The sequence below is a fragment of the Ulvibacter sp. MAR_2010_11 genome (genome assembly GCF_002813135.1).
GTDB lineage: Bacteria > Bacteroidota > Bacteroidia > Flavobacteriales > Flavobacteriaceae > Altibacter.
On record NZ_PHTY01000001.1, the window covers coordinates 2,720,470 to 2,742,047 of the forward strand.

Annotated in this window: 17 protein-coding genes; 3 read left to right on the forward strand and 14 right to left on the reverse strand. The window is 38.6% G+C overall.

Features of this window, described 5'->3' with window-relative positions:
• Positions 1-10: 10 nt before the first annotated feature.
• The 13 genes from ATE92_RS12515 to cysQ all read right to left on the reverse strand — a co-directional run bounded on the left by ATE92_RS12515 (position 11) and on the right by cysQ (position 12,460).
• On the reverse strand, positions 11-1,171 hold the full coding sequence (locus ATE92_RS12515) for a glycosyltransferase family 4 protein (RefSeq protein ID WP_100804030.1): 1,161 nt from the start codon (positions 1,169-1,171) through the stop codon (positions 11-13).
• A complete protein-coding gene (locus ATE92_RS12520; RefSeq protein ID WP_100804031.1) occupies positions 1,153-2,244 on the reverse strand; it encodes a glycosyltransferase in 1,092 nt (363 codons plus the stop codon). Before ATE92_RS12520 ends, ATE92_RS12515 begins: the two co-directional genes overlap by 19 nt.
• On the reverse strand, positions 2,241-3,419 hold the full coding sequence (locus ATE92_RS12525) for a hypothetical protein (protein ID WP_100804032.1): 1,179 nt from the start codon (positions 3,417-3,419) through the stop codon (positions 2,241-2,243). Before ATE92_RS12525 ends, ATE92_RS12520 begins: the two co-directional genes overlap by 4 nt.
• A complete protein-coding gene (locus ATE92_RS12530) occupies positions 3,416-4,300 on the reverse strand; it encodes a sulfotransferase (RefSeq protein WP_100804033.1) in 885 nt (294 codons plus the stop codon). The genes ATE92_RS12525 and ATE92_RS12530 overlap by 4 nt, the downstream gene beginning before the upstream one ends.
• On the reverse strand, positions 4,300-5,223 hold the full coding sequence (locus tag ATE92_RS12535; RefSeq protein WP_100804034.1) for a glycosyltransferase family A protein: 924 nt from the start codon (positions 5,221-5,223) through the stop codon (positions 4,300-4,302). Before ATE92_RS12535 ends, ATE92_RS12530 begins: the two co-directional genes overlap by 1 nt.
• Positions 5,220-6,125: a sulfotransferase gene (locus tag ATE92_RS12540; RefSeq protein ID WP_100804035.1), complete on the reverse strand. Its 906-nt coding sequence runs from the start codon at positions 6,123-6,125 to the stop codon at positions 5,220-5,222. The genes ATE92_RS12535 and ATE92_RS12540 overlap by 4 nt, the downstream gene beginning before the upstream one ends.
• A gap of 41 nt (positions 6,126-6,166) precedes the next feature.
• Positions 6,167-6,943 (reverse strand): hypothetical protein, encoded by a 777-nt coding sequence (locus ATE92_RS12545; RefSeq protein WP_100804036.1) that lies wholly within the window; start codon positions 6,941-6,943, stop codon positions 6,167-6,169.
• Between the two features lie 129 nt (positions 6,944-7,072).
• Positions 7,073-8,383: an oligosaccharide flippase family protein gene (locus ATE92_RS12550; protein WP_255396952.1), complete on the reverse strand. Its 1,311-nt coding sequence runs from the start codon at positions 8,381-8,383 to the stop codon at positions 7,073-7,075.
• A 38-nt stretch (positions 8,384-8,421) separates the two neighbouring features.
• A complete protein-coding gene (locus ATE92_RS12555) occupies positions 8,422-9,678 on the reverse strand; it encodes a sulfate adenylyltransferase subunit 1 (protein WP_100804038.1) in 1,257 nt (418 codons plus the stop codon).
• Between the two features lie 68 nt (positions 9,679-9,746).
• Entirely contained in the window at positions 9,747-10,652 is a 906-nt protein-coding gene (gene cysD / locus ATE92_RS12560) for a sulfate adenylyltransferase subunit CysD (protein WP_100804039.1), read from the reverse strand.
• Between the two features lie 2 nt (positions 10,653-10,654).
• Entirely contained in the window at positions 10,655-11,242 is a 588-nt protein-coding gene (gene cysC / locus ATE92_RS12565; protein WP_100804040.1) for an adenylyl-sulfate kinase, read from the reverse strand.
• A 1-nt stretch (position 11,243) separates the two neighbouring features.
• Positions 11,244-11,669, reverse strand: coding sequence for a DUF2061 domain-containing protein (locus ATE92_RS12570; RefSeq protein ID WP_100804041.1), 426 nt, complete (start codon positions 11,667-11,669; stop codon positions 11,244-11,246).
• Positions 11,669-12,460 (reverse strand): 3'(2'),5'-bisphosphate nucleotidase CysQ, encoded by a 792-nt coding sequence (cysQ, locus tag ATE92_RS12575; protein ID WP_100804042.1) that lies wholly within the window; start codon positions 12,458-12,460, stop codon positions 11,669-11,671. The genes ATE92_RS12570 and cysQ overlap by 1 nt, the downstream gene beginning before the upstream one ends.
• Before the next feature lie 207 nt (positions 12,461-12,667).
• Between cysQ and ATE92_RS12580 the strand changes: the two genes are divergently transcribed.
• The 3 genes from ATE92_RS12580 (at position 12,668) to ATE92_RS12590 (ending at position 17,918) form a co-directional block, all read left to right on the forward strand.
• On the forward strand, positions 12,668-13,159 hold the full coding sequence (locus tag ATE92_RS12580; protein ID WP_100804043.1) for a Dps family protein: 492 nt from the start codon (positions 12,668-12,670) through the stop codon (positions 13,157-13,159).
• A 48-nt stretch (positions 13,160-13,207) separates the two neighbouring features.
• On the forward strand, positions 13,208-14,074 hold the full coding sequence (locus tag ATE92_RS12585; protein ID WP_100804044.1) for a hypothetical protein: 867 nt from the start codon (positions 13,208-13,210) through the stop codon (positions 14,072-14,074).
• Positions 14,075-14,198: 124 nt separating this feature from the next.
• The gene (locus tag ATE92_RS12590; protein ID WP_198515623.1) at positions 14,199-17,918 is read left to right on the forward strand and encodes a ShlB/FhaC/HecB family hemolysin secretion/activation protein; all 3,720 of its coding nucleotides are present in this window, start codon (positions 14,199-14,201) and stop codon (positions 17,916-17,918) included.
• 6 nt (positions 17,919-17,924) lie between these two features.
• On the opposite strand, the gene ATE92_RS12595 is transcribed toward ATE92_RS12590, so the two are convergent.
• Positions 17,925-21,569, reverse strand: a complete 3,645-nt coding sequence (locus ATE92_RS12595) for a phosphoesterase (RefSeq protein ID WP_157809634.1) — start codon at positions 21,567-21,569, stop codon at positions 17,925-17,927.
• Positions 21,570-21,578 lie beyond the last annotated feature (9 nt).

The following is a 21,578-nucleotide window of genomic DNA, read 5'->3' on the forward strand; positions in this document are numbered from 1 at the left end:
GTTAAAGTTACTAAAGTTTGTTTTGCAAAAGTTGGTATTCCTCCAAAATTGCCTGCCATACTTTCGATTGTTCAAAACGTCCCGTAATACGATTTCGTGCGTTGCTTTTTAAATTTTTATAGAGCGAATTATTTTCCACAAGAAGTTTCATGGCTTTATATAATTCCGTTTCGCTTTTTGGTGGAACTATGAGTCCGTTTTCGCCTTCAATAATAATTTCGTTACAACCGTTAATATCACTCACAATTGAAGGTAACTCCATCGCTCCGGCCTGCATAACTACATTGGGAAATCCTTCGCGATAGCTTGGAAACACAAGTGACTCACTCAAGGCAAAATATATACGCACATCACTTTGATAGCCCACTGAAACAATATTTGTATTTGTATTTATTTGCTGCTTAACAATGGTATCGATGGGATCCAAATCGTCTTCAAAAGGACCAACAAGCAACAGCTTGACATTTTTTGAATCCTCCAGAAGTTTTGTAAAGGCATGGACCAATTCGTTTATTCCCTTGTCACGTACAATTCGACCTACAAAAACAAAAACGAAATCGGTTTCAGCGATTCCCAGACGAAGTCGCTCTTCTTTAATAATTACTTCGGAAAAATGATGCTTCGAAAAATAGCCGGTATTAATTCCGTTGCTGCTTCCTTCCCCCAGTACTTTCAGCTTTTGCTCACTAGTATATTTTTCAGAAAGGATAAAATTGTACAAACCTTTCGAATTTGGATATACTTTGTGAGCACATCGGTATGTAAGAGATTCTACCCAATTTAATATGCGTCTTTTCATTCCTGAAGCTTCCATTAAAGGCATCCCGGCAACTGTATGCAACCTGATAGGAACACGGGCGAACCAGGCTGCCAACATTCCAATGAGGCCTGCCTTGGGAGTATGCGTATGGACAATAAGCGGTTTCTCCTTTCTGAGGAAAAAAAACAGTTTTAGCACTGCCAGCACATCATGAAAGAGAGTAATTTTTCGTGTTAAAGAAATTGCATGAGTTCTTAATCTATTCCTTTCACCAAAAGCATCAAGCTCTTTTTTATCTGAAGCAACCGCTATTACATCAAAGTAAGCCTGCATAAAAGGCAATTGCCCTTCCAGCAGCTTTTCCAACGAAATAGGTACGGTTGTAATGCGTATCAGTTTTGGCTTTGGCATATTTTTGAATAGAGATTTACATATTTTTTGACCATTTCTTTTATGTCGTATTCTGAAGCCCTTTTTTCGCAATTCTTTGCGGTTTCCATAGCAAACATCTCGTTGTTACAAAGTGAAGTAATTGTATTGGCCAATTGAACATCATCGCCTTTCGGAAAAAGAATTCCGGCTCCGGTTACAATTTCGGTTAGTCCCGGTACGTCTGAAGCCACAAAGGGTTTTCCACTCGCCATACCTTCCAGTGAAGAAAGTGAAAGTCCTTCGTAATTACTGGACAGTACTACAATATCGGCTGTTTTCAATAATTCAGGCACGTCCATTCGTACGCCCAAAAATGTAACACTGTCGTTCAAATTACTACTTGCAACCAAAGATTGACATGCTGCCACCAATTCGCCTGTTCCCACCAAAAAAAGATGAATTGGCACTTTCACATGAGAAATTGCTTTTATGAGCGTTTTCTGATCCTTTTGAGGTGTGAAACTTGAAACTTGAATGACAATCTTACAATCCGGTTGCATACCAAATTCTGAGGGATTATAGGGTTTGGCCTTCTGAATATTTTTCAAATTCACACCGTTTTGAATGAGTTCGAATTTTGAATTCGGAAATCTCAAATGTGATTTGAGCTTTGTATCAACTTCCGAAGCAATGGTGACAATTTTCGAATATTTTCTATAGATCAATCTATCGATCCATCTAAAAATAGTTCCCCTGCGACGGTTGGACGTATTGTGCTCGGTAAAAATAAGTGGCGTCTTGCAAAAACGAATCATTTTCGCCAGCGCTACCCAGTACAGCGCCGGAAAAAGATGAACGTGCACTAAATCGTATCGATTGATGTATTTCGCTATTTTAAAAATATGGAAAGGATTGTATACTGTGCCTTCTCCGAGACTATAGATTGAAATTCCGGGTTGCAGTTTTAGTTTCAATAAAAACGGATGCTCCTCCCCGTTGAGCAACAAAACATCCATGGTTATTCCGTGCTCCAAATAATACGGAATGGAATCGAGAATCAGTTTTTCCGCACCACCTGTCCCCAGACTATTTATAACCTGAAGCACTTTCATATTTTCCCGGATTTATAGATTCGATGGGTGTATATCGCCCATATTCCAAAGAGCAAAAAAGCGGGAATGAACATATTTTTTTGTCGCAGCATAATTCCGAGATTCCCAAGAATCATCGAAAAAGATAAGGTGCCCAAGAGAAAGTAAATAAGCATACCTTTCAGTAAAAAATTTGAACTCTTAAAGGCACGAAAGGGTCTGTTTTTAATAACAAAGACCGTAAACAGGAGCAGTATCAAATTTTCAATAGACGCCAGGATTGCCATGAGTCCGTTGATGTCAAAAAATAAGGGCCTGTATAAAAAGGTAAAAATCTTTAAGGGAATGGGATAGGATGTAGTATCGACTCCCGATCCTGTTCGGGCTTCGCTTAGATTTGACACCCGTGTGGTCGTAAATTCTTCGATTGTGCTAATTTCAAGACTTTCCAATTGAATTGTTTGAATTACATAATCGAAAATAGATACCATACCCACTATAAAAATAAGAACTACCAGAATTTTTTGATACGCTTTCAGACCGCCATCCAAAAGATATCCAATTCCGAAGGCTACTAACAAAAACAAGGTGATGTGTGGCCTAATCGATATGGATAGTAACAGTACCAACGCTAATAGATACTTTCGCTTCCTTATTTTAAGGAGGCAATACATAAAGGCTATGACACAAAAAAAGAGCAACGCATCTTTTCCTATGCCAGCAGACCAAAAATGGAGGTTGGGAAGAAACAGAATTAATGGAAAAACTCGAATCCCAACTAGTTTAATTGAGCGTAAGATCGCTTCATTTTTAAATAACTCGTTAAAGATTCTGTATAGATAAATAAAGCCCATAAAGCCCAATAGGGCATACAACATATTCCCGGTAAAAAAGGAAAGCTCCAGTACATTCGAAGGGAAATAGTTAAAGAAATACATGAAACTCGAGGCCTTTTGATTCGCCACAAGGAACCAAACATCATCGAAAGTTGCGGTTTTGGGCAGCTCCCAGTATTTGATTGCATCCCCCCCGTTGGCATTTACATAAAAATGAAAAATGATAGCAATAGCAAAATGAAAGAAAAACAATCTGTTGATCCATTTCTTATCTGTCCTGGAAAAGTCTGAAAAAAAGTTCTTCAGGTTAAAACCTAAAAGAAAAACGATCGAACAAATAGCTACGTCCAAAATACTCATACATTGGATTCTTTAGTAAAGATGTCTTCCAGTTTTGTTTTTATCGTGCTCGAAAGTTCTAAATTCTTAGCCTTTCTTTTGCTGAAAATTTTAAAGAGGAATTGTCTAAAATTACTACTAAATATTTTTGAAAAATAATCCTTAAGACCCAGCTTTTTTAAAAAATAGAAGAGCTTTTGAAATCGCAGCTCCTTGCCGGTATTTTTATGAGCATATTGGCGATCCGGAAAACTATTAATATTCAAAAATGCGGAAACCTCGCTAAGCACTTCCTGTTCTTTCAAAATTAGATCTTCAAATCGAATAACCAGAACATTAGTAAAGAGCTGTTTATATCTATCTACAGCTGCCTTATACAAGCTCATCCCAAGATAAGAATACCAAGCTTGAATGCCATTTTGATAGGCTTCAATATCTTGCTGAATTTCATTCTCAAACGATTGTTTGGTACGCCCTTTTCCTAGATTCATTTTATAATGAGAGTATGCTCGCTGCAAAGGATTTCGAAGGATTATTATAATTTTTGCTTCGGGATTGTAGTCATAAATTAATTTGGCACTTTCGGGGGCATGCAGATATGCCGTGCTTCCGTCGACCTTATATAGCTCCTTCCCTGCTAAAACATAAATTTTACTGTACTGTTGTGATGATTCAACCTTTGTGATATGCAGGGGTTCGGGAAATTTTTTCTTCAAGTATTCTTCCAAAGAAAAAAATCGTGAAGGCTCGTATAGATTTTCAGGCAAGGAATTTACAAAATAGTGAGGTTCCTTTACCGGTGACACATAGATTTGCGAATGCTGAGACAGCATATCAATAAAAGAGGTAGTGCCTGCTTTCATAGCACCTACAACAAACAGATTTACATTATTTTCCTCCATTATTTTAATTGAAACACTTTAAACATGGGATAGGTTCCCTTAAATGGCAACCAGTGTAAAAACTTCAGAATTAGTCTATGCGAAGGTGTGACCAATTTCTTTGCTAATAGATATACCTCGTTGTCCTCTTTTGTGGTATATCGTGCATAATTTTTGATATAAGTTAGTAATACAAATCGGTTGCAATACTTTTTAAAATACTTTCGTTCAGGATTACTGAACTTGCCTTTTTGCTCGAGTAGTGTATGTAAAAAAATGCAAAAGTCATTGGCCTCATACGGAAGTTTTGATGCCGAATTCGCTTCGGTATTTCTGTAAAAAGAAAGGTTTTTATTTACAAACACTACTTCTCTTCCTAGACATAAACGAATCCACAAATCGTGGTCTTCATGCAGTTTTTGATGTTCCTTGAACAAACCTACTTCCGCAAAAAGAGACCTTTCTATTACTGCATTGGAAGAATTTATTAACGGCAAATAGCTTTGGAGTACTTCAAAATAATTAACAATTGCAGTGTGTCCTTCTTTTGGTAAAAAAATATTGTTGTAGCGTTTTGAGAAGGCAGGAAATACATGAGTTCTTCCACTTGCAAAAAGCTGCTGATTGGGGTATTCTTTAATCCCTCTTGCCATCTCCTCTAAAAAGGTAGAGTCCCACCAATCGTCAGCATCCAAAAGCGCAATCCATGAGAAGGAAGCGTTGGCGATACCCACATTTCTCGCTACTGAAACTCCCGATTTTTCAATATGAATTATTCGAATTCTGGAATCCTTGCTTTGTTTGGCAAAAGCAACCGAATTATCGGTACTGGCATCGTTTACAATAAGCAACTCCCATTGCGTGAAGGTCTGTTGCAAGACCGATTGTATCGCTTCGGCAATAAAAGATTCTTTATTATATAATGGGATCACCACCGAAATCATACCTCCAATTTATACTTCCAATGAGACAAGTCTCTGTTAATTAACTTCCCCAACAAGTCGATATCTGTATGAAAATAGTTGTTTAATTCCGTAATGAATTCCGGAGATTGGTCCATTTCATCCACTTTATGGGTAACATTGTACGAATTTATCCTATTTCCTATTCCAACCCCTTTTTTTATTCCCAGTGCTCTTTTGAAATGTGCAATTTGTGCGATTACTGTCGCTAATTCCTTCGATTTTCGCGCTTTCCTCACGTTAACCGGTTCATAGGATTTTAATTTTACTTTCGGCAGATCAAGAAACTCTAAAACAGAAAAGTATGTCGCTTCAGGATTGTTTTTTAGATCCTCCAAAAGTAGACATTTCAGATTTTCTTTAGGTATTAAATTTATAATGGTAGCAACTTGGGCTCCTAGTTTGCATGCGTCACCATATTGTAATAATTCCGGCGCCGTTGCGCTTTTTGGAACTGAGCGTCCCTCTTTTCTTTCCTTCTGAAGTTGCCAGGCCTTCACGGGATCTGTTTCAGTTTCACTTCCACCGAAAATTAATTCCCGGTGTAGTGAAAAAAACATGGAAACCGGATTCCGAAGCAGAATCAAAAACTTGGCATCTTTATTAAAATTCAAAATATTTTCAATTGCTTTTTCAGAATACAAATACCAAACTGAAGCTTCACAGTTATACAAATGCATTTTAGTTGCTTCAGAAAACAAGTTTAAATAATCCTTTTCCTTAAAAAAATAACGGTGATTGCTGTCTGTATTAAAATAATGCGGTTCCTTTATTTTACTCGTGAAGACATTGGGGTGCTTTCCGAGGAAATGATACATTGTGGTGGTGCCGCATTTTGGTGCGCCAATAATAAATAAATTGGGTTTTCGATTCAATCTCTGCATTCGCTATCGCCAAAAGAGATACTTTGATAAATTTATATCTCCTATTTTTTTCGTATTACACAAAGCTTTTCTGTGTTTAACTTGTGATACATCACGCGACCTATAGGATGCCGAAGTGATCTTCCAACCACATACCTCACACCCACTCTTGGTGTGTGAAACCTTATAAAGTCAATATGTTCGTCCAAGTATTCTTTGTCCATCAATGCGTTTGGTGTTACTAATTCGCCCGTATTCATATAGTGCTTTAGTAAGCGTCTAGTATTAATAACCTTATCACTCGACATTCTTCCGCTTTTGTTATCACCATGTCCGTTGGCTAATAAGTCTTCAATAAAGTACAGACCTCCGGGCTTCAATTTCTTAAAAAAATAATTAAAGCTAATTTGCTGATGGTCCGGTCTATGACTACCATCATCAATAATAACATCGAATTGTGAAACTCTGGAATTTTTGAAAAAATTATCTAAGTCTTGTGTATTTCCCTGGTCGGCGACATAAGTCTTAATTCGGTCATTGTCCAGATATGCACATTCATTAATGTCGATACCAAATATTTTTGAATTACTAAAATACTCGTGCCACATCTTTATAGATGCACCTCCTTCATTGGCCCCATGGACAATATCCGACCTCCAATTTGCACCTCTCACCCCCAGTCCTATTTCAAGGAAATTAATAGGTAGATTCCTAAATCCTTCTAAATAAGCATCATACACATCTGTATAGTTATGTGTATTCCATCTGCTGCTTGGCCCTAACGTACCCTTGTCGGTCGCATATTTGTTGGCAATTTCAGTGAGTGATTTTAGCTGCATGATTTAGTTGGTTGGTTTAATAAATTATCGAAAAAATAAAAGCTGCTGTACGTTTTAAGTGTCATGAATATTAATGTAATACTAAAAATTATTAAATGTACCCATGGCTTATTACTTTCAAATCATATATTATCTAAAAGTAAAAATAGTGGAATTAATATTAAGTCTTTTGTTCAGAAACAGAACTAAGACCAAGTTTTGTATTACTAATAAACTAGAAAATATTATTGAGGCCCCAAGCACATCTAAATATATAACAAAGGGAATGCTAAGTACCGCATTGGCCATCGTAATAACAAAATTCACTTTTGTATAAGTGCTTTGATATCCTGTCATGTTTAATACTAAGCCGACAGAGCCGGTAGCAGCATTCACGAGCTGTCCGATACACAGAATTACCAAAGGAACATACGAATCTTCATACACGTTACCATATAAAAAATTTAACAAAGCCTTTCCTCCAATTACAAAAACAATAACTACAGGTAATGCAAAAACAAATATAATGCGACTGGTTTTTGTTACTATACGTTGCAAGCTTTCCATATTTTTACTCTCAAATGCTTTCGAAATATAAGGTGCGATAGCCGTATTGAGTCCGTCCAAAGTAAATGCCACTAATGCAGCGCCTCGCGATGCAACATCGAATAGCGCAACAGCTTCAATACTGCCAAAGACTGCCAATATGTATGTGATGACCTTGGATTTCAGTTCCTGAATCCCGCTATCAATGGTAAAAGGTGTCGCCTCTTTCAGCCATAAATTATTATAATACTCAGCTTTAACAGTTTTGATTTTCTGAAATAGTTTCCTGTGTAAAAACACAAGACCCACCAAAAAAGAAATTACACCTGCAATTGTGTATAGTAAAATTGCCGAAATCGGACTCAATTTCATGCCTCCGTAATAGAAAACTAAGATTCCGATACAGAATAACAAATTTCGCAAAAAAGTATCGTGAAACTGTCCCAGAAGAATAAACCGCAATCCTCGTAAGGAAGCAGCAGATATTGACGTCATGGCCAGAATGGGAATCAACAACAATCCAAAGTAAAGCGTTTTGCCCAGTACATTATCAATACTATTCCACCCGATTAAATAGATGAGGAAAGCCACCACTCCAAGAATACCCGACGCCAATAAAACATATTTCAGGGCCTGAATCAAAAGCCCCTTTACGGCCCCTAAATTTTGTTCTACTTCGTATTTAGGGATAAAACGGGTCATCAATTTAGGTAATCCCAGGGAAACCAAAACCGAGGCTAAAATTAGTATAGAAAAGGCTAACACATAGATTCCAAATGCCTCTACGCCTAATATTCTCGCCAATAAAATGCTATTGACAAAAGCAAAAAAAGCAGAGAAAAATTTAATTCCTAAACTGCCTACAGCGGCATTCCTGATTTGTTGACTGTTAAAAAAATTGAATAGAAATTTCAAGTTGATTGGTTTAGGAAATTGTTGTTAACCCCTACGCACTAAAGTATCATTCCCGCTGCAACCGTTTCGTGAGTTGCATCGTCTATAAGTACAAAACTACCCGTGACTCTGTTATCCCTGTATTCATCAATCATTAAAGGTCGCGTTGTACGTATTGTAATACGGGCAATATCGTTCATTGCAAGTTCCTTATTTTCTTCTTCTCTGGAATAGGTGTTGATGTCAATTTTATACAATACCTCTTTAATCATCGCCTTTTGTTCGTTGGAAGTATGCATTATGGTATATTTTGCCCGTGGTCTGGCCGAAGCATTGTTAAGCCAACACAACATTGCATCAAATTCCTGTGTAGAAGTAGGTTTGTTATTAGCTTTTACAATCATGTCTCCCCTACTTATATCTATATCATCTTCCAGAGTGATTGAAGCCGACATAGGTGCAAATACTTCATCTAAAGTTCCATCTAGCGTGTCGATCGATTTTATTTTTGAAGTAAAGCCCGAAGGAAGTACTATCACATCATCACCCTGTCTGAAAATCCCACTTGCCACTCGTCCGGCATAGCCACGATAATCTATAAAGCCATCCCGTTGAGGACGAAGTACAGTTTGCACCGGGAAACGGGCGTCAATTTTATTAATATCGCTACTAATGTGCATGTGCTCAAGTGTATGAAGCAATGGCGCGCCTTGGTACCAGTCCATTCTGGTAGAACGATGTACAACGTTATCTCCATCCAAAGCGCTAATAGGCAAAAACTGAATGTCTTTTACGTACAACTTAGATGAAAACTCTTCAAACTGATTGATGATGTCTTCGTAGATTGCTTCAGAATAATCCACCAAATCCATCTTATTCACACAAACAATAAGGTGAGGAATTTGCAGCAACGAAGCGATAAAAGCGTGTCGCTTGGTCTGTTCAATTACGCCGTTACGCGCATCGATAAGTACCAGTGCCGCGTTGGCGGTTGAAGCTCCGGTTACCATATTTCGGGTATACTGAATGTGTCCCGGAGTATCGGCAATAATAAATTTACGTTTCGGAGTTGTAAAATACCGATACGCAACATCAATAGTTATCCCCTGCTCCCGCTCATCCCGCAAACCATCTGTAAATAACGCCAGATCTACCCCTTGGTGTCCTTTTTTCTTACTGGTAGTTTGTATGGCTTCTAGTTGATCTTCAAATATTGATTTACTATCATACAACAATCGTCCAATAAGTGTACTCTTTCCATCGTCTACACTCCCGGCTGTTGTGAATCGTAATAATTGGTTGTTGTCTATTTGCATTTTATTAGCTTTAAGCTTTAAGCGCTAGGCAGTAAGCTTTGTTTTGTATTACTCTTAGTGTCTAAACTTTAAAAATAGCCTTGACGTTTTCTATCTTCCATAGCCGTTTCACTGCGCTTGTCATCACTTCTGTTACCTCGTTCGGTCTGTTTCATGGAAGCTACTTCGGTCACGATTTTTTCGAGTGTATCGGCTTCAGATTCAATTCCGCCGGTGATGGTAATATCACCCAAGGTTCTAAATCTAATTTTTTTACTAAGTACTTCTTCGCCTTCTTCCAGTTTTAAATGTTCAGAAACAGGAATCCATGAATTACTGCGCCAAACCACGTCACGCTGATGCGCAAAATACAGAGACGGGATTCTAATATTTTCACGAAGGATATAGTTCCACACGTCCATTTCGGTCCAATTACTTATAGGAAAAGCTCTAAAATGCTCTCCTTCAAAGTGCTTTCCGTTTAAGATATTCCACAATTCCGGTCGCTGATTTTTAGGATCCCATTGTCCAAAGTCATCGCGATGCGAAAAGAAACGCTCTTTGGCTCTCGCCTTCTCTTCATCACGTCTGCCTCCTCCTATAGCGCAATCTACTTTATTGAATTCTATGGCGTCCAAAAGGGTTGTAATTTGTAGTGCGTTTCGAGTGGCATTTTTGCCTCTTTCTTCGGCAACACGCCCTTGGTCAATCGACTCCTGTACCGACCCCACAATTAATTGCGCTCCTAAGTCTGAAATAAGATTATCCCGAAACTGAATTGTTTCAGGAAAATTATGCCCGGTATCAACGTGCATTAAAGGAAACGGAATTTTCGACGGAAAAAAAGCCTTGCGTGCCAAATGCGTCACCAAAATAGAATCTTTCCCTCCCGAAAACAAAATCACAGGATTTTCAAACTGTGCCCAGACTTCCCGAAGGATATATATGGCTTCCGACTCTAATTCGTCCAGATAATTTAAGTAGTACTTACTCATTACTAATGTAATTTATGTTCTAGTTTCTTTATAATAATTGAAACGGCTTCAGCCACCGAAACTTTTGTAGTGTCTATCTCTACATCGGGATTCTCAGGGGCTTCATAAGGAGCGTTAATTCCGGTAAAATTTTCAATTTCTCCTGCTCTCGCCTTGGCATACAGTCCTTTTACATCCCTTCGTTCACATTCTGCCAAGGGTGTGTTTACGAATACCTCCACAAAATTCGCAGTTCCTACAATTTGTTTTATGCGCTTGCGATCTGCCTTGTAGGGGGAGACGAATGCTGCCAAAACCACCAATCCCGAGTCCACCATTAAATTAGCGACTTCTGCGATACGCCGAATATTCTCCAAACGATCCTCGGGCGAAAAGCTTAAATTGTTATTCAGCCCTTTTCGTACATTATCGCCATCCAGGGTATAGGTATGTATTCCTTTTTCGAACAAAGCCTTTTCTACAGCATTGGCAATGGTAGATTTCCCTGAACCCGATAAGCCCGTAAACCACACTAAAAAACCATTGTGTTGCATCAAGGTGTTTCGTTGTTCCCGGGTAATACTAAAGGTATGTGGAATCACATTTTTCATACTAATTATGTCGCTCCTTTAATCCGTAATCCATTCTGTACCAAACTCTTTCGTGAATATAATACAAAATCATTTTAGTTATTAATTCTGCGAAACCAATTTTAAGACCCGTAAACGGGTTTCCCGTAATAATCCAGGAAATAATCATGGTATCCAAGGTTCCTAATCCTCGCCATGTAATGGTTTTGGCAAAGTGTCTTTTTCGGCTTTCCAATATTCTACCGTTCTTGGAAAGATTGATTTTAAACCAAATTCGTTCGTGAAAAAAGTACAAAATCATTTTAGTAATCACTTCCACAAACCCTATTTTCAAACCCAGCATTGGATCGCCCGTAATAATCCATGACAGCAAAATAGTATCGGTTGTCCCAACTATTCTCCAGGTAATGGTTTTGGCCAAATGCCTTTTATACGAAACGTCCTTCACTATTTTTTGACCAGAAAATAATTATTCAGTAAATTTTCTTTATTGTACTGCATGGCTTTGTTGGTAGCAATATCAAGTACCCGAACACCAACGGCGTTGCAAATTGCCTGTCCCGCTGCGGTATCCCATTCCATCGTAGGAGCATAACGAGGATATATGTGCGCTTCACCTTCGGCAACAAGGCAAAATTTTAAAGAGCTTCCTTTTGAAACGATTTCAACCTTTTTTTCTTTTTCAATTTCTGAAATAAATTTTTCGGTGTCTTCATTTAAATGAGAACGACTACCCACAATTTTTATCGGACTTTCACTTTCTGAAGCAGGTTTAATTTCCGAAGCATTTTCAAAAATTTCAGCTATAGCAGTTTTTTCTGAAATCAGTTCAATTTTATAAGCAGTTGAGCTGTCTTCAGCAGTAAAATACAATGTCTTGGTAACAGGGACATAGATGATACCTAGTTTTGGTATTCCGTTGGTCACCAGCGCGATATTTACGGTGAATTCGCCATTTCTCTTAATAAACTCTTTGGTTCCGTCTAAGGGATCCACAATCCAACAGCTTTCCCATAGCCGGCGCTCGTTATACCCCAGATTTTTGTTTTCTTCACTTATAATGGGAATATCTGTTTTTTGAAGGTGTGCAACAATGGCCTCATTCGCATTTTGATCGGCAATTGTTAGTGGGGATTGATCTGCCTTTATTTCTACTGAAAAATTGGTTTCGTATACTTTAAGAATTTCTATACCGGCATCTAAAGCGGCTTGTATTGCAATCGATAGGTTTGTTTTCATGGATTGGGCGCAATATGAAGGCCCAAAGGTACAATAATTGAAAGATATTTTTTAAAGCAACCTGTCTATTTCATTAAAAGGAATCAGTAGTCCCTAATGTTTTCATAAAAAATATTGATTTCTAGTTAAATAAAAACTAAACCTCCCGTAATAATTGGTGTTGTAGCGCATTGCACGTAAATTTGATTCAAACAAAAAGGACAACTAATGAACTATTTAAACCTCAACAAAGCGAAAACGGTAAAAACCGTAAAGGAATTGGACATCTTACTTGCCGATTACCATTTATACTATCAAAAATTGCGAAATTTCCATTGGAATGTTGTCGGCAAAAACTTTTTCGATCTTCACGTTAAATTTGAAGAAATGTATGAGGATGCAAAACTGAAAATTGATGAAATTGCAGAACGCATACTTACGCTTCGATACCAACCCACCAGTAATTTTACAGACTATTTAAAAATATCTAATTTGAAGGAATCCCCTTCAGAGACTGCAGATGTGGAAATGGTAAAAATTTTGTTGGAAGACCATGGAAAAATCCTGAAACAATTACGAAAAGTAGCCGAAAATGCCGATGCAGCATCCGATGAAGGAACAATTGACCAAATTGGAGGTTATATTGGAAATTTGGAAAAAGTAAGTTGGATGTTAGATGCCTGGACAATGAAAGCTTCAGATACCCATCCAACAACTTAAACATCCTAAATAAGTTATCAACCTGCGCTAATGCAGGTTTTTTTATGTATGAAAAACATATTTGTTCTATTTTTTATTATTCCCCTTATTGCCGGCTGTCAGAATTTCGGAGCACTTACTATTGTAAGTTCTCTACCCAACAACCTTAAAGAGGCGAGCGGGATGGAATTCCTTGAAGGGAGCGATCTTATGTGGATCGTTCTGGATGCCGGAAATGACGCAACATTATATGGAGTGAATGCAGCTTCCGAAAAAGTTGAAAAAGCTATTACTATTTCCAATGCCCAAAACCATGACTGGGAAGATCTCGCAACAGACGGCAAGGGTAATCTATACATAGGAGACTTCGGAAACAACAACAATAAACGAGAAAATCTTGCCATTTACACAGTTTCCAATGTATTGCAAATAGCAGGCTCCACGACAGAAGCGATCAAAACCACATTTCATTACGAAGACCAGCAAGAATTTCCGCCCAAGCGAAATGAAAGAAATTTCGACGCCGAAGCATTTATTTACATCAACAATTACTTTTATGTATTTACACGTAACAGAAGCAGCAATTTTGATGGAGTGACGAAGCTGTATAAAATTCCGGCCCAAGAAGGAGATTTTGAAGCAAAACTAATTGGGGAGTATACAGTTTGTAAAGACTCGAAAGATTGTCAAGTAACCTCTGCGACCATAGATTATAAGACCGGTACAATAGCATTGCTCACCTACAACAAGGTATTTCTTATGAGTAATTATTCTGAAGATTACTTTTTTAAAGGTGATATTGAAGAGATAAGGCTGGGCTATCGTTCACAATTAGAAAGCTTATGTTTTCAGGATTCTGAAACGCTATTTATGGCCGATGAACGCCACGGAGTTGAAGGAGGAAACATATATTCAATCACCATAACATCGCAATAAAATGAATCCCTTACCCGAAAATTATTTAATATTCAAATTGAGGTCATAAAGAATTCCTAAATCTGAATAGAAGTAAAAATCCTTCCGTACATTTATACATCAACTGCACAAAATCAACAACCAAATGAACCACATAGTAGCCCATTTCAGTTCAACCCGATACACCAACAAAATTATTGGGGGTTTAAGCATATTGCTCCTTTCGGCCTGTGCGACCTACAAACCACAGTCCAATATAGCCGAAGTGACAGAAAACAAGTCGAAAACTCCGGTCCATACTTTTTATATAGCCGGTGGATTAGGAAATGCTGAAAATGGCTCTAATCCGGAAATAGAATCCCTTCTTAAAACCCATCTTGCTAAAGCCGACAAACAAAGCACTCTTTTATATGTAGGGGATTATACTTCCAAAGAACTTAATAAAGATGCAAATAAAGCGCTTATTGACAAGCAACTAGGTCTTGCCGAAAATTTTAAAGGCGAGACGCTGTTTGTACCGGGAAATAATGAATGGGAAAGTAAAAACACCGACGAGATAGAATGGGTGGAGGATTATCTGAAAGATAAAAACAATAAAAATATTCGCGTTGCTCCTAATAATGTCTGTCCGTTGGAATATATTGAAGTGAACAAAACCCTGGATATGGTTTTAATCGATTCGCAGTGGTTCGACACTAACTGGGATAGTGTGGAAGGAATTAATAAAAAGTGTACCGACATCAATACAAAACGACGATTTGTTGAAGAATTGGAAGGTTATATAAAGGATTCACGGGGGAAAAATCTCCTAATTGTAGTGCACCATCCTATTTTCAGCAATGGAAAATATGCAGGTAAAGACACTTTTTTAGAGAGTATCACACCCCTTCCCATCGTAAGTAATATTATCGATGAAGTTAGTGAGCTGGGAAGTTTTTCCAATCAGCAGTTAAGATCACAACGCTACAATTATCTATGTACTACCGTGAGTGCTTTGGCACAGGAATCGGATAGAGTGACCATTGTTTCCGGGCATGAAGAGAGTCTTCAATACCTAACCGGTAAAAATATCAGACAAATTGTTAGCGGTTCCTTAGGCGGGAAAACAGCTACCCGAAGAACAAAGGGAAGTATTGCAAACATTGGTGGAACGTTAGATTATGAAGGTAAATTCACCTATGGCGAAGAGGGATTTGCTATTTTGAAGTATTTTGAAGACGGTTCTTCGGAAGTACAATTTATCACAACAGATTCCGAAAATTCATTCGCAGTGCTGAACCGTTTCCCGGAAGAAAAGCCCGATTTTAAAACTCCAGATTTTTCCGAAGCAACAAAAACAGTGCCTATCACTACAGACGAGGAAAAACTTGACAAATCCGGCTTTTACAAATTCATTTGGGGAAAAAGATACCGCTCCTACTTTGGAACACCGGTTACAGCAGAAATTGCAATCCTAGACACCCTTTATTCGGGATTGAAGATTACCAAGGAAGGCGGCGGACACCAATCCTTTTCGGCACGTTTGGCAGATGCTAACGACAAAGAATATGCGATGCGTGGTTTGGAAAAAAATGCCTTAAAATTTCTTCGCTTTAAAGTAAAAGGAATATCCTATAATGAAGAAGAATTTAAGGGGACTTTTATTGAAAAGGCTGTGTACGACTTTTTCAGCACTACCCATCCTTATATGCAATTAGTGATCAACCCCTTGGCCAAATCGGCTGCGATAAATCACGCGAATACTCAATTGTACTATTTGCCGAAGCAACCCGGATTCAGACTTTTGGGAGACAATTACGGAGACCAATTGTACTTTATTGAAGAGCGTCCCAATGACGAACAGCGCAATTTTGAAGGGTATAATCGTGCCAATCCTCAAGACGAAGGCGAAATAAAACAATTTGAAAGCACAACCGATGTACTTGAAAAACTGAATGAAGACGAAAAATATTCCATTGACCAACGCGCATATATCAGAGCTCGTATTTTCGATATGCTTATAGGTGATTGGGATCGTCATGAAGATCAGTGGCGTTGGGCCGAATACAAGGTGAGTGACGATGATATTCGATTTATACCTATTCCTCGTGATCGGGATGCGGCCTTTTCTAAATTCGACGGAATCGCCATCCCTCTTATTAAAATGATCATGCCCGATGTTCGTTTTTGGCAGTCCTATGGTCCCGATATTAAAGATGTAAAATGGTTTAACGGGGAAGGAAATAATCTGGACAAGGCGTTTCTCAACAAGTACGATGCTTCGGTTTGGGAAGAGGAGGCCAAATTCATTCAACAAAATATGACCGATGCCATAATAGAAGACGCATTTAACAGACTACCAAAGGAGGTACAAGATGAAGCTTCAGAAAACATAAAACAAAATCTCAAGGCACGCCTCGGGAATATCGATAAAATTGCAAAGCGTTACGGAGAAAGAATTAATGAAACCGTCATCATTCATGGAACGCATAAAGACGATAAAATAGAGATTACACGTCTGGCCAATGGGGAAACCAAGGTGGTTTTAAAACGTTTGCTGAAAGACAGGCCCAATAAAGTTTTCTTTGAACGCACTTTTAATCGTGATGAGACCAATGAAATATGGATTTACGGTTTGAACGATGACGACGAATTTGAAGTTTCGGGAGAAGGTGACCGTGAAATAATGATCCGTTTGGTAGGAGGTTATGGTGATGATACCTTTAAAATTAGCAATCGTAGAAAACTGAAAGTATACGACTGGCAGCACGAAAAAGCCGAATTTGAAGACAAAACTCCTGCAAAACAGTTTACCGATTTGTACGAAACCAATACCTACTTCTGGAGAAATTTTAATGAAAACAATAACATTTTACTGCCCAATTTTGGTTTCCGTACAGACGACGGACTCTTTTTAGGCGCTAGTGATACCTATACAAACAAAGGATTTAACGGGGAAGATTTTAGATACAAACACTATTTGTCCGCAAACTATTATTTCGACTTTCAAGCAGCTGAAATTGCCTACAAAGGTACTTTTGCCAATATAATGCCGAATTGGAATCTGGAAGCCGAAGGCTATTTTACCAGTGAACTCTTTGCCACTAATTTCTTCGGATATGGAAATGAATCTGTTTACGATGAAGATGTCGTTGAAATGGAATTTAACCGTGCGCGGATAGGGCAAATTAAGCTAAGCGCAGGATTGGCAAGAAGAACAATAAAACTACAAGCATTGTACGAACGTTTTGAAGTAGAAATGCAGCCGGATCGCTTTTTTACTCCCGTAAATGTAAACCCTGCTGTTTTTAGCGATCAAAGTTACGTGGGAGCTGAAGGATCTGTACGTTATAAAAATCAGGATGCAGCCGACTTCCCCACTCGTGGTTTGGAATTCGATGTGACGCTTGGTTATAAGAGTAATATCGAATTAGAAGATAATAATTTCGGGTATGCGTCATTTTTACTTGGGATAGACCGCCGACTGGTTTCTTCAGGGAATCTTGTGATTGGCTCGGAAGCAGAAATAAAGACCAATTTCGGTAATGATTATTTCTTTTATCACGCACCGTCTTTAGGTGGAAATAACGGATTAAGAGGATACAGGGATGAACGATTTGCGGGACAGACGTCTTTTTACCAGAGTACCGATTTAAAATGGCGGGTTGCACGAATTATTACCGGGGTGGCTCCCATCACTATAGCGCTTTACGGCGGATTTGACTACGGAAGAGTTTGGGTAGAAAATGATACTTCAAACACCTGGCATACCTCACAAGGAGGAGGAATAATTTTTGGAGCACTAAACTCATTCGGAATAAAAGCAGGTTATTTTGTTTCAGATGAAGATGCCATCCTTCAAGTAGGGTTTGACATTGGTTTTTAGAAAAACTTAAAGCTTAACTTGAAGTCCGAACGCAATGCGAGTGTCTTCTTCGCTTTTAAAAGTGCTGAAGTTCCCCTGAAGCATCTGCGTCCATTGTATTATAAAACCACCTCCATAGGAATTGTGCCAAATTTCGGAGGTGTCGTTTTCTATCCACACCCGGCCCAAATCGTAACCCCCAAACACACTCACTTCTAAGGGAAAAATAAAGGTTTTCAGTTTCCTGAAATTATAGATCAGATCTGCGCTTCCGGCCAGACTATGTTTCCCGGTAAAGCGTTCGTTTCTATAACCCCTTAAACCTGTTTCGGCTCCCAGCTGCGGACTGTGATAAAATCCTGGCTGATCGCCAGTGGTCAACATGGTATTCGCTTCGGTCTTTAAAATTAATCGATTGTTGAATAGCACGCTATTGTAAAACCGCAGAGTTGCTTTTGCAAAACCCGTTAGAGATGAAGAATTGAACGTGTCAATTGCGCCCACAGTAGTGCTAAAAAGCATTCCTTTGGTGGGAAAATTTGTGTCGTCATAATTTTTATAGCGATAGGTTGCATTTGGAATTCCAAAATAGCTGCGTTCACCAAACACCGAAGGTTGTATTTCGCTAATTAGATTAGCTCCATTACGCACTATTTCAATAGTTTCTACATCAAACTTCAGCTGAAAAAAGCTGCCATAGTCCGATGTTCTTTCAACACCAATACCCCCGTTGTACATTTCCATATTAACCTTATTGTAGTCTAAAGTACGCGAGTCTTCTTTGTTTATCGTTTCATTTCCGAAGCCAAAGAAATTTTGAGTGTAGTTTTTGGAAGTATAGCGACCTGTTCCCACCAAATTATAGTCTAAAATAACTGCGGCGTAGGCTTTTGAAAATCTTAAATCCAATCCCTGAGATAAAAAGGTATAATTTAAAAGCACTTCGGTTTTGGTGCCGTACGGGTTTTCTATAAATCTATTGACGGTCTTAGTATAACCAACAGACAATCCTGTTCCCACATCGGGATTGTATCCTGTTTTGAATAGGAAGCTTCCTCCTTTTGTTTTAGTTTTTTGATAATCGTACAGATTGGCTTCATAAAAGTTTGTAAATCTGAAATGAGCTCCTCCCCTTTCGGTAATATCGTTATTCTTTGAGCGACGGTCGTACACTTTTATCCTTTTACCCTCCGTAATGGTATAAGTGTCTTTATCCTGTCCGCCAATAATTCGAATTAAAATCGCTTTATCCGGTTCTCCTGAAACCTCGAAGAAATCCTTGTCGTCCAAGCCGTACAACCATATTTCTTTGGTGAGCTTTCCGTCAAATATTCGATCGAATAATACATCTGCTTTTTCTCCATCTTTAATTCGAAACGCCTTTATTTGTGTTTTCCCTTCCGGTAAGCGGATAATTTCAAAGAAATCGTCCTTGTCGGTACCCGTAAGCATTTGAAACTCCATCAACGAATTGTAATACCGTTCCACAATGTCCACCAGATTGTCCTTCCGCTTTAAAAAATGACTTTTTATTTCGGTAATCGTTGTGTCCTGAACTTCTCTAGGAAGCATAGCAAAGGCCTCATCGAGGATATTTTGGTCGATGGCTCGTTGTAAAAATAGGGCTTGCTCCAGCCAAACAGTTTTATCACTTCGCTTTATAAGCGCTCTATCGAGTTTCATTCCTGCCTTATTAAACCATTTTACGTCATAGATATCCTCACCGTACACACCAAATTGATTCACTGCTCCTACTATATTTTTCATAATATTTAGGAAAGAGCCATCAAAATTTGCAAACACCTGATCGCGGTCTCTGGGAATTGGAACAAATACCTTCTTTCCGTTGTCATTTTCAAATGCAGCCCAACGCCATTGATCGCTGTGTCTGTCCCAGTCACCAATTAGCATATCAAAAACTCTGGCTCTTATGTAGGCTTCTTCATCCATAATAAAGTCCTCATCCTTACGGAGGGCAAGCAACATATCGTCTGTACTTTCAATATCATCGGGGTAACCGAAATTCCTTAGATTTTTAAACTCTTCGGTGGGCTTTTCAACAATCATATACAATTGGTCACCATACTCCTCGTTGTATTTTCCCAGTGCCTTTTGCCTCGGGACGTAGTACAATTCGGGGGTGGTGTACAGTACATTCGCAGCGCGGGATATTTTTGGTATCGCAAATGCCGCATAAGGATGTGCTGCCGTATAGAAATCTAATATAAAATCTTCGGGGATGGTATTGCTCAGGTATTTTTCTCCATCTGTTCCTTTAAAAGAGGTTGTCTCTAAGAATTGCACTGCACTTTTTTTAAGTGCTCGCATATTGTATTCTTTACCGTCTTTGCTTATTAATCGCAAGGATTTTGTTTGATGTCCGCCTCCGGGTCTCACAACCTCTAATCCTCCGTACAGAGTATTCAGATTTGCAGTCTTTGCCGTAACCTTTGTTCCGTAGACGTCCCGGTAATGATTACCCCAAAAAGATTTGAAGAAATCCGATTTTTCAACCTTATCGATTTCATACACCGATGCCTGCATGGTTTCTGGAAATGAATCCGGTAAGCTATCAAGTACAGGTTTAACAATGGGTTTGTAGATTTCTTTTCTGAAAAGAGAGCGTGTTGTATTGGATGCGTCCATTCCGTAGAAAGTAACCCAGACACTGCCATCCTTATTTGCATCAACCACGCTAAAACCGTTTTTCCCGTATGAAAATTGTCCATCGGCTCCTATAGAAGCTATCCCAATTTTAGAGCCACCTCCCGAAATGATTTGTTTTATTTGGCCGTTTTCTATGTATTGAAGACTTTTTTCGTGTGCCGAAATAAGTACAATCCGGTTTTCATCGTTTTCAATAAGCAACTGAAGCTCCTGCATAAGCTCATTATACCGACTGTTAAATCTATCCTGAACACTTATAGCGCCCTGAGAACGAATTTCAGCAACCAAAGAGCCTATGCCGGGGACAGGAAAAATATGTTCTCTCAAGCCAAATCTGCCACCGTGCGGACCATTGGTATACATGGGGTGATGCATCGCTAAAAGCACCGTTTTGTTAGCGTATTTTTTAAGTTCCCCCTCCAGTTCAAGCAGAAAGAGCTTGCGGGTTTTAATTTCGCATTTATCGTTTATTTTGGGGTGCTTATCCCAATCTTCCAAATACCACTGACTATCTAAAATGATAAGTTGAATCTCTTTACTAATTTCGACACTCTCCAGAGGACACCCATTTTTGGGGATCATAAAATCATCCTCCTTCATGTTTTCTTCCAGATGGTTTTCGATAGTTTCAAGCCCTTTGATTCCATCGAACGCCCATTCATAATTTCCGGAAATGAAATAAGGGGTTGTCTTTGTGGATTTTACAACTTCAATGGACTTGTCCAACTGCTGTTTAAGTATTTTTTCATCTTTGGCTTTCACATTATCACCCAACAAGATGAGATGTTTATTTTTAGTGGAATCTTCAACGATCATGGTTTCCATTGCTTTTAATACTCTCGTATTACCATGCGTATTCCCCAAAAGGTAAAATCTTTCGCTATTTAAATTAGGTGCCGGTCCTTCTTCTGTTCCGGAAGTACTGGCCAACTGAATGTTTCGGGTGGCGCATGAAACCAGCGTGAAAACCAAAACAATCACACAAAAAAAGTATCTTATCATCATACTAGGTAT